The organism is Chelativorans sp. YIM 93263 (assembly GCF_028767125.1).
Classification (GTDB): Bacteria; Pseudomonadota; Alphaproteobacteria; order Rhizobiales; family Rhizobiaceae; genus Chelativorans.
Genome location: NZ_JAKCWP010000007.1, coordinates 100063 through 114632 on the forward strand (window position 1 = coordinate 100063; position 14570 = coordinate 114632).

The 14570-nt window shown below is 61.7% G+C and carries 10 protein-coding genes; 5 read left to right on the plus strand and 5 right to left on the minus strand.

Features of this window, described 5'->3' with window-relative positions:
• The first annotated feature begins 56 nt into the window (after positions 1–56).
• Genes kdgD through LY631_RS14825 form a run of 3 tightly spaced genes read left to right on the plus strand, consistent with a single transcriptional unit; the run spans position 57 to position 2955 of the window.
• On the plus strand, positions 57–962 hold the full coding sequence (kdgD, locus tag LY631_RS14815; protein ID WP_274426359.1) for a 5-dehydro-4-deoxyglucarate dehydratase: 906 nt from the start codon (positions 57–59) through the stop codon (positions 960–962).
• Positions 959–2095 carry a mandelate racemase/muconate lactonizing enzyme family protein gene (locus LY631_RS14820; RefSeq protein ID WP_274426360.1) on the plus strand — a complete coding sequence of 379 codons (1137 nt, stop codon included), beginning with the start codon at positions 959–961 and terminating at the stop codon, positions 2093–2095. Before kdgD ends, LY631_RS14820 begins: the two co-directional genes overlap by 4 nt.
• 2 nt (positions 2096–2097) lie before the next feature.
• A complete protein-coding gene (locus LY631_RS14825) occupies positions 2098–2955 on the plus strand; it encodes an amidohydrolase family protein (RefSeq protein WP_274426361.1) in 858 nt (285 codons plus the stop codon).
• Positions 2956–3140: 185 nt separating this feature from the next.
• Here the strand turns inward: LY631_RS14825 and LY631_RS14830 are convergent, their stop codons facing one another.
• Positions 3141–6227 (minus strand): efflux RND transporter permease subunit, encoded by a 3087-nt coding sequence (locus LY631_RS14830; protein WP_274426362.1) that lies wholly within the window; start codon positions 6225–6227, stop codon positions 3141–3143.
• Positions 6224–7453 carry an efflux RND transporter periplasmic adaptor subunit gene (locus LY631_RS14835; protein ID WP_274426363.1) on the minus strand — a complete coding sequence of 410 codons (1230 nt, stop codon included), beginning with the start codon at positions 7451–7453 and terminating at the stop codon, positions 6224–6226. The genes LY631_RS14830 and LY631_RS14835 overlap by 4 nt, the downstream gene beginning before the upstream one ends.
• 332 nt (positions 7454–7785) lie before the next feature.
• On the opposite strand from LY631_RS14835, the gene LY631_RS14840 reads away from it, so the two are divergent.
• Positions 7786–9456 carry a Na/Pi cotransporter family protein gene (locus tag LY631_RS14840; RefSeq protein WP_274426364.1) on the plus strand — a complete coding sequence of 557 codons (1671 nt, stop codon included), beginning with the start codon at positions 7786–7788 and terminating at the stop codon, positions 9454–9456.
• Positions 9457–9476: 20 nt separating this feature from the next.
• On the opposite strand, the gene LY631_RS14845 is transcribed toward LY631_RS14840, so the two are convergent.
• From LY631_RS14845 to LY631_RS14855, 3 genes are all read right to left on the minus strand, one after another.
• Positions 9477–10358: a lipid kinase gene (locus LY631_RS14845; RefSeq protein WP_274426365.1), complete on the minus strand. Its 882-nt coding sequence runs from the start codon at positions 10356–10358 to the stop codon at positions 9477–9479.
• A gap of 135 nt (positions 10359–10493) precedes the next feature.
• Positions 10494–11849 (minus strand): aspartate aminotransferase family protein, encoded by a 1356-nt coding sequence (locus tag LY631_RS14850; RefSeq protein WP_274426366.1) that lies wholly within the window; start codon positions 11847–11849, stop codon positions 10494–10496.
• A 138-nt stretch (positions 11850–11987) separates the two neighbouring features.
• Positions 11988–12797 carry an IclR family transcriptional regulator gene (locus tag LY631_RS14855; protein WP_274426367.1) on the minus strand — a complete coding sequence of 270 codons (810 nt, stop codon included), beginning with the start codon at positions 12795–12797 and terminating at the stop codon, positions 11988–11990.
• A 208-nt stretch (positions 12798–13005) separates the two neighbouring features.
• On the opposite strand from LY631_RS14855, the gene LY631_RS14860 reads away from it, so the two are divergent.
• Entirely contained in the window at positions 13006–14544 is a 1539-nt protein-coding gene (locus LY631_RS14860; protein ID WP_274426368.1) for a M81 family metallopeptidase, read from the plus strand.
• The last annotated feature ends 26 nt before the right edge of the window (positions 14545–14570 follow it).

Consider the following 14570-nt stretch of genomic DNA (forward strand, 5'->3'; position numbering starts at 1 on the left):
AGATGTATGATGAATTGTATGATCCCGCTGTCATTTGCAGTGAGAGTCTGGAGATCATGGACCCTATCGCCCTCAAATCAGCGCTTGGCTCCGGCCTGTTGTCGTTCCCCGTGACCGCCTTCGATGAGAACGGCGCATTCAACCGTCGTCCCTATCAGGAGCACGTCGCGTGGTTGTCGGGCTTCGAGGCCGCGGCCCTTTTCGCTGCTGGCGGTACAGGGGAATTCTTCTCTCTGTCTCCGGAGGAGGTGCCGGTGGTCGTGAAGGCGGCGAAGGACGCAGCAGGCGACACGCCGATCGTCTCGGGGTGTGGCTATGGCACGCAAATGGCAGTGCCGATCGCCAAGGCGGCGGAAGAAGCGGGTGCGGACGGGATCCTGCTTCTGCCCCACTATCTCATCGATGCACCCCAGGAGGGCCTCTACAGGCATGTAAAGGCCGTGTGCGACGCCGTCTCGATCGGCGTCATGGTCTACAATCGAAACAACTCCATCCTGAAGCCGGAGACGCTGGAGCGGCTGTGTGAGGAATGCCCCAATCTCGTGGGCTTCAAGGACGGTTCTGGGGATATCGCCCTGGTGCGCGAGATCACGGCGCGGATGGGCGACCGCCTCACCTATCTGGGCGGCATGCCGACGGCCGAGCTGTTCGCCGAAGCCTATCTCGGCGCGGGCTTCACCACCTATTCCTCGGCCGTCTTCAATTTCGTCCCCGGATTGGCGCAGGAATTCTACGGCGCGCTACGGGCAGGCAAGCGCGATGTGACATTGCGAATCCTCAATGAGTTCTTCTATCCCTTCATGAAGATCCGCGACCGCCGAGCAGGCTACGCCGTCTCGGCTATCAAGGCGGGCGTGCGGATTCTCGGCTTCGACGCCGGCCCGGTGCGCGCGCCGCTCACCGATCTGACGGAGGAGGAGGTCGCGATGCTCGAGGAGCTCATCGCGCCGTACAAGCCATGAAGATCGCCGCAGTCCGTACCCACGTTCTGGACTACAGGCTCGGCCGCGCCTTCGAGAGCGCCTCGATGCGCTTCGACCGGCGTCAGCATTGCCTCGTGGAAATCACCTGCGAGGACGGCACCACCGGATGGGGAGAGTGCCTCGGCCCGGCGCTGCCGAACGCGGCTGTCGTGAAGGCCTACGCAAACGCCCTTATCGGCCGTGATCCGCTGGAGACGGAAAAGATCTGGCTGGAACTCTACAATCTGCTGCGGGATCAGGGACAGCGCGGGCTGACGGTGACGGCGCTGTCGGGCATCGATATCGCGCTCTGGGACATAAAGGGCAAGCATTTCGGAGTGCCCGTTTCCATCCTTCTCGGCGGGCGGTTTCGTGAGAGCGTGCAGGCTTACGCGACCGGCTGCTTCCGGCCGGTGGGCGAGGACCGTATCGAGGCGACGACTGCGGAGGTGACGGAATACCGCCGCCAGGGCTTCCATGCCGTGAAGGTCAAGATTGGCTTCGGCGTCGAAGAAGACCTCGAAGTCATCGAAGCGGTGCGCGAGACCATCGGTCCGGAGATGGGGCTGATGGTGGACGCCAATCACGGCTACGACGTCCTGGAGGCGATCGCGCTTGGCAAGGGCGCGGAGCGCTTCGGTGTCGGCTGGCTGGAGGAGCCGGTGCTGCCGGAACAACTCGGAGCGTACCAGGCGGTACGTGCCGGTCAGCCGCTGCCCGTCGCCGGTGGCGAGACCTGGCACGGGCGCTTCGGCATGGCCGGGCCGATCGAAAGCCGTTGCATCGACATCGTCCAGCCGGATATCTGCGGCACGGGCGGCTTTACGGAAATGCGCCGCATCGCGGATCTTGCCGCGCTCCACGGTGTCCGGCTGGTACCGCATGTCTGGGGCACGGCCGTCCAGATCGCCGCCAGCCTGCAGTTTCTCGCAGCCCTCGCCCCCAACCCGCCGCGGCCGAAGCCGATCGAGCCGATCCTCGAGTTCGACCGCACGGAAAACCCGTTCCGCCAAGCCGTCGTCACGACACCGATCGAGCATGAAAACGGCGTCGTGCGAATTCCCGACGGGCCGGGGCTGGGCATCGAGATCGAGCGGGCAGCGCTTCAAGAGTTCGCGTTCAAAGAGGCCTGAGAATGATCGAACGGACATATTCGGGTGCCAAGCCGAAAACCGCCATGCCTGCGGGCGCGACGGACACGCAGATGCACATGTATCTGCCGGATTTCCCCGCACAGCCGGGCGGCCCGCCCTTGCCGGAGGGATTGCCCGGACCGGCTGCATACCGGCAAGTGATGGATTGGCTCGGCATTGAGCGTGTGGTGATCACACAAGGCAATGCGCATCAGCATGACAATGCGAATCTGGTCGCCTGCCTGCGGGAAATGGGGCCTGCGGCACGCGGCGTGGCCAGCATCACGGGCGAGACGAGCGATACCGACATGGAAACGCTCCACCAGACAGGAGTCCGTGGCGCACGGATCATGGACCTGCTGGGCGGCGCCGTCGGGCTGGAGGCGCTCGAGGCGGTGGATGCGCGCGCCCACGCCTTCGGCTGGTGCGTGGCCGTGCAATTCGACGGCACCCACCTTCTCGAGCACGAGCCGAGGCTCAAGCGCCTTCAGAGCCGCTACATCATCGATCATCACGGCAAGTTCTTCTCCGGCATCAGCCCGGATTCACCGGAGGTGGATGCGCTCAAGCGGCTGATCGACGGCGGCAATTGCTGGTTCAAATTCGCCGGCTGCTACGAGTCGTCACGTTCGGGTCCGCCCGACTATGAAGATATCGCCGCGGTTGCGCGCGTTATGGCCGCCCATGCGCCGGAACGCATTCTCTGGGGCACGAACTGGCCGCACAATCTCATCAAGCGCACCGAGGATTATCCCGACGATGCCGTGCTTCTCGACACCGTGCTCGGCTGGGTGCCGGAAGAGCACCGTAAAAAGGTGCTCGTCGACAGCCCGGCAGCGCTTTTTGATTTCGCGGATTAGAGCACGATGAGTTGAAGCAGGCCGATCCCTCGCGGTCATCCCGATAGGTTCCGTCCTACAGGCTACGACGGAATAGCGGTGCTGGCGTGTTCCGATCCAGTTTCATCTTGCTCTGACCGGAATCGGGTCATGGGATATTCAGAAGGGCTGCCGACGGCATGTTCCGGCAGCCCTTGTTTTCCGGTTTACCCGGTGGATTGGGGCATAAGGTTGGGGTCTGGCTTTTCCGCCTCCTCCGGTAGATCTTTGGCTGCCAGGAAAGTGTAGAACATGGGCACCACAAAGAGGGTAAACATGGTTCCCACCAGGATACCCGTGAAGATCACGAGCCCTATGGAGTGGCGTGCCGCAGCTCCGGCGCCGGAAGCGGTGATCAGCGGCACCACGCCGAGCGACATGGCGCCCGTCGTCATCAGGATGGGCCGCAGGCGCACCCGGGCAGACGCTACGATGGCATCGCGCCGGCGCATTCCATGGTGCTCTCGCTGCTGATTGGCGAATTCGACCAGCAGAATGCCGTGCTTGGTGATCAGGCCGATCAGGGTGATCAACCCGACCTGGGTGTAGATGTTCAAGGTACCGAGGCCGAGGTTCAGCGGCAACATCGCGCCGAAGATCGAAAGCGGAACCGACATCAGGATGATAAGCGGATCGCGGAAGCTCTCGAACTGCGCAGCCAACACGAGATAGATGACCACGACAGCCAAAGCAAAGGCGATCAGGGTCGTGTTGCCCTGCTCCTTTTCCAGACGCGACTGATCGGCATACTCGATAAAAAAGCCGGCTGGGATGTTCTGCTGCGCAATATTTTCAATGGTCTGGAGGCCGTCGCCCGTCGTCACACCGGGGCGCGGCAGGGCGGAAATCGTCGCCGAATTAAGCTGATCGAACTGCTCGATCGCCGCCGGCGCCGCATTAGTGGAAATGTCCACGACGGCCGACAGTGGCACCATCTCGTTCGTGACAGAACGTACGAAGAGGTCACCGAGCCGCTCCGGATTGTTCCGATACTCCTGGGGCACCTGTGTGATGATGTCGTAGCTCTGTGACTCTCGGTCGAACTGCGCCACGGCTCCGCCGCCGACGAGCAGGCTCAAGGTGGTCGCGATATCGCGGACGGACAGGTTCAGCGCCGCGGCACGATCGCGATCGATGGTCACCGTTACTTGCGGCGCGTTGAAGGAGAGCGAGTTCTGGACGACTATGAACCGGCCGGATTCCTCCGCCTCCTGCTTGATCCGCTCGGCCACCTCGTAAACCTGGCTTGCTTCGCCGGTCGACTGGATCACGACGGAAATCGGCAAACCGCCGCCGGCACCAGGCAGAGACGGCGGCGCAAATACGAGGGCCTCCACACCGGTGATGCCCGAAATCCGCGACTGGATGTCCTGCTGAATCGCGGCCTGTGACCGGTCGCGCTCCGACCAGTCCTTGAGGGCCCAAACGGCAAAGGCTTGATTGACCTGCCCACCGAACCCAACGGCCGAGAAGCTCGACTGCAACTCCGGCAGATCCTCCGTCCTCTCCATGATCTGGTCTATGTACCGGGCGGTATATTCGGAGGTAGCGTACTGAGGGGCGGTGACCATCGAGAAGAGTCCACCCTGATCTTCCTCGGGCGCAAGCTCGGTCGAGGTGTTGAAGAACATGAAGCCGGTCAACGAAACAAGCGTGATGACGATCAGAAGCGTCACGGGTCGATATTTCAGCGAGCCCGCAACCAGCCGCTCATAACGGTTTTCGATGCGCTCAAAAATCCTGTCGATGAAACTCTGGAAGCGGCTGGTTTCGCCGCTCCTGAGTATGCGGGCGCTCATCATCGGCGTGATCGTCACCGCGACGATGCCGGATAGGATGACGGCCCCGGCAAGGGTGACCGCGAACTCCCGGAAAAGCGCACCGGTCAGCCCGCCCGTAAAGGCGAGCGGCGCGAAGACCGCGGCGAGCGTGATCGTCATCGCCACCACGGCGGAGAAGATCTCGCGCATTCCGTTGAAGGCCGCCTGCATCGCGGACATGCCCTCCTCTTCCATATGGCGGTGAATGTTTTCCACCACCACGATGGCGTCATCGACCACCAGCCCGATCGCCAGCACCATGGCGAGCAGCGACAAAAGATTGATCGAGTAACCGAATAGGAAAAGGACGAAGCACACACCGATCAACGAAAGCGGAATCGTCACGATCGGCATCAGCACCGAACGGAAGGAGCCGAGGAAAAGCAGGATGACCAGAATGACGATCACGACCGCTTCCGCGATCGTCATGAACACTTCCTCGATCGAGGCACTGATCTGTTCGGTGGCATCATAGACCATGGTGATGGTCATGCCATCCGGCAGGCTCGTCCGAATCTCCGGAAGCTCGTCGAGCACCGCCGCCGCGGTATCCAGCGGGTTGGCGTCGGGGGTCGGGAAAATGCCGATAAACGTACCAGGCTCACCGTTAAACTTGACGATCACATCATCGTTTTCAGCGGCGAGCTCGACCCTGGCGACATCACGCAAACGGACGACCTCACCATCCTGCGATGAAAGCGGGAGCGCGCCGAACGCCTCGGCGGTCTGGATGGTCGACTTCAGCGTGATAGGATAGGCGACGTATTCGTTCTCCGTCTTGCCCGGCGCGGAGAGGAAGTTGGACGCATTGATGGCGTTGAGCACTTCCGAGGCCGTCATCCCGCGACCAGCAAGCCGGACCGGATCGACCCACACGCGCATGGAATAATCGGCAGCGCCGAGGACCTGCGCGTCGCCGACACCCTCAAGGGTGGACATGCGGGGCCGGATCACGCGTTTGATGTACTCGGTCAGCTGTTCGGCGGTCATGTTCGGATTCTGCATCGCCAGATACATGATCGCGAACTGCTCGCCGGTGCCCTTGACGATCACCGGGTCCTTGGCATCAGTGGGAAGCTGGCCGCGCACGCTTTGGACCTGGGCCATGACTTCCGTCAGAGCCGTATCCGGATCGGAGCCGAGCTTCATGTTCACCGTCACCACGCTGACCGATGGCCGGCTCTGGGACGTGACGTAATCGACATTCTCAGCGTTCGCCGCCGCCCGCGCAACGGGTGCGGTGATGAAGCCCTGGATCAGATCCGCGCTCGCGCCCGGATAGGACGTGGTGATGGTGAGAACGGTTTCTTCAATTTCAGGATACTGGCGCACCTGAAGATTAAAGATGCTCTGTATCCCCAGGAGCAGAATGATCGCGCCGAGAACCGTCGAAAGAACCGGCCGGCGGATGAAGATATCGGATATGCTCCTCATTGTTCGCCTGCCTGCGCGCTGTCCGCATTCTCGCCAGCGCTGTCGCCACCATCATCGTCCTGATTGTCCACCGTCACCGGCGTTCCGTTGTTCAGCCGGTTCTGGCCGCCCGTGACGACCTGATCTCCAGCCGAGAGACCCTCGCTGATCTCGACCAACTGGCCGCTGCGGCGGCCGGTCTTGACGAAGACCTGTTTCACAGCCAGCGATGGCTCCGAGGACTGGTCGTCACCGCCGGAAGCGTCACCATTCTCCGTTCCCTCGTCCGGTGCGCTTTGGGCCTGCGCGGAGGCGTCGGCCTCTCCGTTGACCTCGTTCTCCGGTACGACGACAAAGATGTGGTCACCATACAGGCTCGCCACGACAGCCGTTTGCGGCAGCGCCAGCACCCCCTCCTCCTCCGGCAACTCAACCCTGACTTCGACGAACTGGCCTGGCGTCAAGCGCCCCTCGGGCTCATCAACGCGAGCCCGCAGAGTGACCAGCCGAGACTGGGGATCGACCTTTGGATTGATGCCTTCGATCATGCCTTTGAACGGCGTCTCGCTGTCGGTCAAACCAAGCCGTACAGGCTGACCGATCTTGACCTGCGTCAGCTCCTGCTCGGGAATGGTGAAATCCACGCGCATAACGTCCGTGTTCTGCAGCGTGGCAACGACCGTTCCCGGCGAGATGTATTGCCCGAGCTGGATCTGCGGAATGCCAATGATCCCGTTGAAGGGTGCCTTGATCTGTCTCTGGTCGATAGCGGCCTGCGCCTTTTCGACTTGCGCGGCGGAGGCATCCGCGGCAGCACGCGCCGAGTCGACATTCATGTCAGTGCCGACCTGGCGCTGCTGAAGCTCCTGAGCGCGGGTCAGGTTGCTTTTGTCGAGCTGTGCCTGGGCCTGGGCGGCAGAAAGATCGGCCCGCTGCATGGCATCGTCCAGTTGAACGAGGAGCTGGCCTTGCTCGACCTCGTCATTGGCCTGAAAATTAATCTCACTAACAATGCCGGCAGCCTCCACGCTGAGGTCGACGCCGTTTACAGCGCTGACGGTGCCAATGGCCTCGATTTCCGGCGTCCAGCTTGTCGGCTCGACCGTAATCGTCGAGACAGGAATCGTCTGGGCCGGCATGTTTGCGAAAAACTGCTGAATTGCGTGGTTGCGATAAAGATTGAAGCCGACGAGACCGCCGCCAATGAGAACAAGAAGAACAAGTGCGATGATGAAACGCTTAATCATGGCCAGAGATCCTCGTTCTGGACGTTCATTGGCTGTGCAAGAAAATCCCTACAGCCCAAGGATGAACCTGCCGTAAATCCGTAAGAAGCCGGAAAGTATTCGCTGCGAATGCAACTTCGCAGAAGCCACACTCTCCGTCCCGTGAAGTGAGGGCGGGTTTGTTGAACGATTCTATCATGCTTTGCAAGTTCGGACTGCAAAACCAGATTGATTGTTCGCCTGCGAACGATCGCCGCAACTTCTTCTACCCGTGGCGATTACCATATGAACGCCTTGGCACTTGCTTTCGAGGCTGAATCCGCCGCGGCTAATGCGGCTACCGGATGGAGAATATGAGCGGATCCGTTTTCTTCCTGCACATGGCTGGCGCCGTTGCACTGCTGCTTTGGGCGACGCGCATGGTGCGTACGGGCGTCGAGCGCGCCTATGGCGACACGCTGCGCCAGCGCCTGCGGCGCACTTTGGGAAATCCGCTCCTGGCCACGCTGATGGGGCTGGCTCTGGCCATCGCCCTGCAAAGCTCCACCGCCGTGACCCTGCTGATCGGCTCGTTTGCCGGACTTGGAATGGTGACCGGCCTTTCCGGCCTGATGGCGGTGCGCGGTGCGGAGGTGGGGTCGGCGCTCGTCGTCAAGATCCTGAGCTACGATCTTTCGCTGCTGGTGCCGCTTTGCCTCGTCTCGGGCACGACGATTTTCCTCACCACGGAACGGCGGCCGTGGCGGCAGGCCGGCCGCATTCTCATCGGTGTGGGGCTCTTGATCCTGTCGCTGGAGATGATGGGCGAGGCAGCCGCGCCCCTGCGTCAAAGCACGATCGTGCCGCTTATCGTGCGATATCTCTCCGGCGACCCGATCACTGCTTTCCTTCTCGCCGCCGCGGTCACATACGTCTTCCATTCCAGCATCGCGGCCGTTCTTCTCCTGACAACCTTTGCCGCAGGCGGTATCGTCTCACCGGAACTCGGCGTGGTGATGGTGCTTGGCGTCAATCTCGGCAGCTCCTTTATTGCTCCGGTGCTGACACGCAGCGCGGAACCGGCCTATCGGGTGGTGCCCCTCGGCAATCTTCTGATGCGCGGCGCGGGATCGGTGGTCGCGCTCACCGGGCTCCTGCTCTTCGGAACACCCGTGGCTTTCCTCGGCACCGGCGCCGCCGATCAGGTGATCCATGCGCATATCGCGTTTAACGTGTTCGTCCTCCTGATCGGGATTCCGCTGTCACCGCTCACGCTCAAGGCGACACGGGCCATCGTGGCGCTGAACCCCGGCGGACGTCCGGAGGAAGACCAGAGCGTCCTTATGGCCGAGACCAGCGCGTTGGATACGGATGCGCTGGACAACCCGCAACAGGCGCTCGCCAACGTGACGCGCGAGGCCGTCCGCATGTGCGAGACCATCGAATTCATGCTCGCGCGCGTTCTCGATCTTTACGAGAAACCCGACAAGCAGGCGATCTCGGCCCTGGCCGCGCTGGACGACACCGTGGACAAGCGCCACGCGGCCATCAAGCTTTATCTGGCGCGCATCAGGCAGCACGACATGTCCGACCGCGAGGCGCGGCGCTGTCAGGAACTCTTGAGCGCGTGCATCAAGCTGGAGCAGGTTGGCGATATCATCGTGCGCAACCTTTTGGCTCATGTGCAGCGGAAGATGGCGCGCGGTGTCGAGTTCACGCCGGAGGGGTGGCGTGAACTGTCGAACTTTCATGGCGCCGTGTTGGGCAATGCGCGCATGGCATTCAATCTTCTGGTCACCCGTGATGCGGAAACGGCCCGCCAACTCGTGGCGGAAAAGGACCACCTGCGCGCGGTCGAAACGGCGACCAACCAACGCCACTTCGAGCGGCTGCGCAAGGGCACCGAGCGAAGCGTCGACACCAGCTCGATCCATCTCGACACGATCCGCGACCTCAAGCAGATCAACTCTCTGTTGGCCACGCTCGCCTATCCGGTTCTGGAAGACGAGGGAATGCTCAGCGCGTCGCGATTGAAGTCCCTCTGAAGCGGACCGAAGAGCTGCTTCTATGGCGCGAAAATGGAGATTGCTTTGGGATGCACCTTGAAATGCGCCGGTGTGGAGGTGACGATCTCGCCATCAGTGTTTACCGGCATCGGCTTTCTGGTTTCGATGTCGAACTCAACGCACTTGGCCGTTCGAACTTCCTGCCAGGCGCCGTGCCGCCCGGTACGGAAGGAGTGCAGCATCAGTGCCAGTTTCCAGACGTTCGCCGTTTCGAGGCTGTAAAGATCGAGGTGGCCGTCATCGATGGAGGCCGATTCCTCGACGACATTTCCGCCTCCGTAATGCCGCCCATTACCAACTGCGATCTGATAGGTCAGAACGTCGATCGCATTGCCCTTCTCGATAATCCGGGCGCGGAATCGCGTGGCCTTGGCTAGAACCTTCATTGCCGCCATCGCATAGCCCAGGCGACCGAAACGCCTTTTCATTTCCGGATTGAGCCCTTGGGCGAGTTTCGTACTGATGCCGATGCTGGCGACGTTGAAAAAGGCATGCCCGTTGACGGTCCCTATATCGACCACCCGCCGCTTGCCTTTGACGACCACATCAGCTGCCTCACACAGATCCAGGGGAATATTGAGCGTGCGGGCAAGATCATTCGCGGTGCCCATCGGCATGATGCCCATGGGCAGGCCGCTCTCCATCGCGGCAACCGCAGCGGAAGAGACCGACCCGTCGCCTCCGCAGACAATCACCATGTCGGCAGTGTTGCGAAGCCGCACTATGTCCCGGGCAATCTCCGGCAGCGCCTCGAAAGGCTCGACCGATACGGCAAGCCCTCCGGAACGGAGCCGGTCGATCACCGGCTCCATGGATTCTTGTCCCCGCCGCGCTTTCGAGTTCACGAGGAGAAGGGCGCGCTTGGTAACAACGTCGTTCATACCGAACAGGACCTCAGCATCTGTTGACGGCACGCAGATAGTGCATCTGCAGCAGAATGCGAGCGCAAAATGCCCCGTTCAAACAGACGTCAAACCCGGCCAGCCGGTGTCACGTGGAGGTCCTACGTAACGCAGTCAGCCGAGTTCGGTCACCACAGCCTCAACCGCAGCTTCGGCAATATCGAAGATTTCGTCGACCTGCTTGTCCGTCGTGATCAGCGGTGGGCAGAAGGTGATCGTATCGCCGACATTGCGCGTGATCAGATTGCGCTGTTGCATTGCATGGTTGAGGCGGAGCCCAAGCGCGCCGGGTTTGTCAGCCAGCGCGGCGTGCTGGAACTCGACGCCACCGACAAAGCCGACCCCGCGTGCCTCGATAGCCGTCGGGTGATCACCGAGAGTGCGCAGCCGCTCCATAAAGCGCGGGCTGACTGCCTGCACATGGTCGATCAGCTTGCGCTCCTCGATGATGTTCAAGTTTTCCAGCGCAACCGCGGCGGCCACGGGATGGCCACTGCCGGTGAAGCCGTGCCCGAACGTGCCAATGCGGTTCGACTCGTCGGCGACAGGCCCATAAACCTTTTCATTCACGAGCAGTGCCGAAATCGGCAGGTATGAGGACGAAAGCTGCTTGGACAGCGTCATGATGTCCGGCTCGAGGCCGTAGGTGGTCGTGCCGAACATTTCGCCGGTCCGGCCAAAACCGCTGATCACCTCGTCGGCGACAAACAGAATGCCGTATTTCTTCAGGATCGGCTGAATAGCTTCCCAATAGCCTTCCGGCGGGATGATCACACCACCGGCACCCATGACGGGCTCAGCAAAGAAGGCGGCGATCGTCTCCGGCCCCTCCTCCTGGATAAGAGACTCCAGATCCGCAGCACAGCGTTTTGCGAAGTCCTGCTCGCTTTCGCCCTCCTTTTTCATCGAGCGGTAATGCGGGCACGTGGTGTGGAGCACTTGCGCAATCGGGAGATCGAACGAACTGTGGTTATGCGGCAGGCCAGTCAGGCTCGCGGCCGCCAGTGTGACACCGTGATATCCTTTCACGCGGGAAATGATCTTCTTGCGCTGCGGTTCGCCAATCGCGTTGGAGCGGTACCAGATCATCTTGATGGCCGTGTCGTTGGCTTCCGAGCCGGAGTTGGTGAAGTAGGCCTTGGACATGGGCACCGGCGCCATGGAGACGAGCTTTTCGGCCAGTTCCACCGACGGACCGTGCGTCTTGTGCGTAAAGGTGTGGTAGAAGGGCAGCTTCTCCATTTGCCGCGTGGCGGCTTCTACGAGACGCTTTTCGCCGAAGCCAAGGCCCACGCTCCACAGGCCCGACATGCCTTCGATATAGCGATTGCCGTTGTTGTCGTAGACGTAGATGCCCTCGCCCTTCTCGATGACAAGCGGTCCGCTCTCCTCATGCTTGCGCGCATTGGTGTAGGAGTGAAGATGATAGGCGACGTCCCGCGCTTCCATGGAATTGGGCAAATGGCTCATGTCAAACCTCTCAATTGTTGGCCCGCGCAGCAGCGGATTTCCTCCGCAATTGCCGAAAAGCACCTGGCGATTCAATATGCCAAGAATAAGATGTATCAGAGGCAGAAGATGACCAGGTTCAGTAATCGATCCCGAGACTCAATATCGGCTGATGGCCTGGGCAGCCTCCACGGCGAGTGGTGCAAATCGGTTACCGAACGCGTCCGGCTCCCACTCGCCAAGCGAGCCAACGACATGAATTGCCGCCTGGGGAACGCCGTTTCCGTCGCGGATCGCCACACCGATCGCAACTTCTCCGGGCAGAACCTGCTCCAGGGCCAGGGCGTAGCCCGCCTGACGCGCTTGGCGGATCTGCGAGCGAATGGCCCTCGGCTCGGTGATCGTCTTGGCCGTAAAGGGCCGGCGATCGGAGCGCGCCAGGATATCGTCGACTTCCTCATCGCTCATATGCGCCATCATGGCCCAACCGCCTGACGTGCAGAAGATCGGCACGCTGTGCCCGACAAGCGTGGCAAAGAAAGTTTCCCGCTTGCTCTGCAGGCGTGAGGCATAAACCACGCGGAGATCATCGCGCAGGCTCAGGTCAACGCGCTCGCGCACATTCCGCCGGAGTTCCAGAAGCACGGGCGAAGCGTGGGCGATCAGCGGGTTGAGGCGCTGATAGTCCAGCGTGTGGTCGAGAATGCGGATGCCGGGCACGTATCCGCGGTCGTCAGTCGCCCGCTCGACATAGCCAAGTTCACGCAGCGTATGGATCACGCGCTGAACCGCACTCTTGCTCATTCCGCAGGCGGAGGCGATCTCGCTGAGTGTCAGCGGCTTGCGAGCCGTATGAAAAGCGGACAGCACCTGCATTCCCCGCGCGAGCGCCTGGACAAAAAGCGGCGCATCCGCGTCCGCATCACTCACGGTACGGGTGCTGTGTTCCGCTTCCAGTATACTGCGCATGGATCCTCCCGGGAGATTGGCATTGACAGCCGAACGAAATCGAACCTAACCTAACTACAATACGTGCGTATCGCAAGGCGATACAACTATATTCATTCTCCCGCAGCGGAGCTATAATGACGATAGTGGTGACGAGGGTGTTTTCCCGGAGCGAGGGGCCGAAGGTGGTCGGCCTGGCCACGCCATACAGGGCCAAGGGGGGAACGTGATGGCAAAACGAGTGGCGCTGGCAGGTTTCCTGCACGAGACGAACACCTTCGCGCCCTCACGCGCCACTCTCGCCGCCTTTGAGCAAGGGGGCGGCTATCTTCCCATCTCCCGCGGCAACGAAATCCTCACCCGCGCGCCGGGGGTCAATCTCGGCATTTCGGGCGCGCTTGCCCATGGGCAGGGCGCCGGCTGGAGCATGCTGCCAGTACTTTGGACGGGTGCAATTCCCTCGGCGCATGTGGAAAAGGAAGCCTTCGAGAAAATCGCCGGTGAAATCATTGAAGGGCTGCGCGCGGCCGGGCCGCTCGACGGCATTTATCTCGACCTGCATGGCGCAATGGTCTGCACGCACCTTGATGACGGCGAAGGCGCGCTCATCGAGCGTGTGCGCAGTCTCGTCGGGCCGGATGTGCCGATTGCCGTCAGCCTGGACCTGCACGGCAATGTCACCGGGCGCATGGTGGAACACGCCGACGTGCTGGTTGCCTTTCGCACCTATCCACACGTCGACATGGCCGAGACGGGACGCCGGACGGCGCAAGCGCTTGATACGCTGATGGCGCGCGGCGAGCCGTTCGCCAAGGCGTTCCGCCGCATCCCTTTTCTCATCCCCATTCCGTGGCAGTGTACGTCGCTGGAGCCGGCGTGCAGCATCTATGCGGAAGTCGCCGCGCTCGAATCCGGGGACGTCGCCAGCACCTCGCTTCTGATGGGCTTTCCTGCGGCCGATTTCGCCGAATGCGCGCCGACGGTGCTTGCCTATGGCGTCGACCAGGATGCGGCCGATGATGCCGCGGACGTCCTGCAAGACCTGATGCTGGTAAACGAGCAGGCCTTTGCCGGGCGTGCTTTTTCGCCGGATGAAGGCGTGCGCGAGGCGATGCGCATCGCGCAGACGGCCAACCGCCCCATAATCATCGCCGATACGCAGGACAACCCCGGTGCCGGAGGCAATTCCGACACAACGGGCATGCTGCAGGCGCTGGTACGCAACGGCGCGGAGCGTGCCGCGATCGGCATGATGGTCGATCCGGATGCGGCAGAGGCCGCGCATGCGGCCGGCGAGGGGGCGGAGATTGCCTTGGCGCTCGGCGGAAAATCGGGCGTCGCGGGTGATGCTCCCTTCGAAGGCACGTTCCGGGTGGAGAAGCTTTCAAATGGAGACCTGCACGCGACCGGACCTTATTACGGCGGGACGCACATGAATGTCGGCCTGTCCGCCTGCCTGTCCATCGGAGGTGTAAGGATCGTCGTCGCCACGCACAAAGCTCAAATGGCCGATCAGGCCATGTATCGCTTCGTCGGAATCGAGCCACGCGAGCAGGCGATCCTCGTCAACAAGAGTTCCGTCCATTTCCGCGCCGACTTCGAACCGATCGCCGAAACCATTCTGGTCTGCACGGCGCCCGGGCCGATGCCGCTTGACCCCGCCTCCCTGCCCTGGACACAATTGGGCGAAGGCATGCGCCTGTCGCCTTGCGGGCCGGCCTTCGAACGGACCAAGGATTCGGTGCAGGCCAAACGGGTGGAGGCCTGACAACTGTTCAACCAATGCGGACGCAG

Bases quoted from the DNA above. Each gene is read 5' to 3' on its own strand.
- LY631_RS14845 (WP_274426365.1), bottom strand. From the start codon at position 10,358: ATGAACGACGTTGTTACCAAGCGCGCCCTTCTCCTCGTGAACTCGAAA.
- LY631_RS14840 (WP_274426364.1), top strand. From the start codon at position 7,786: ATGAGCGGATCCGTTTTCTTCCTGCACATGGCTGGCGCCGTTGCACTG.
- LY631_RS14830 (WP_274426362.1), bottom strand. From the start codon at position 6,227: ATGAGGAGCATATCCGATATCTTCATCCGCCGGCCGGTTCTTTCGACG.
- LY631_RS14825 (WP_274426361.1), top strand. From the start codon at position 2,098: ATGATCGAACGGACATATTCGGGTGCCAAGCCGAAAACCGCCATGCCT.
- LY631_RS14860 (WP_274426368.1), top strand. From the start codon at position 13,006: ATGGCAAAACGAGTGGCGCTGGCAGGTTTCCTGCACGAGACGAACACC.
- kdgD (WP_274426359.1), top strand. From the start codon at position 57: ATGGACCCTATCGCCCTCAAATCAGCGCTTGGCTCCGGCCTGTTGTCG.
- LY631_RS14850 (WP_274426366.1), bottom strand. From the start codon at position 11,849: ATGAGCCATTTGCCCAATTCCATGGAAGCGCGGGACGTCGCCTATCAT.
- LY631_RS14855 (WP_274426367.1), bottom strand. From the start codon at position 12,797: ATGCGCAGTATACTGGAAGCGGAACACAGCACCCGTACCGTGAGTGAT.
- LY631_RS14835 (WP_274426363.1), bottom strand. From the start codon at position 7,453: ATGATTAAGCGTTTCATCATCGCACTTGTTCTTCTTGTTCTCATTGGC.
- LY631_RS14820 (WP_274426360.1), top strand. From the start codon at position 959: ATGAAGATCGCCGCAGTCCGTACCCACGTTCTGGACTACAGGCTCGGC.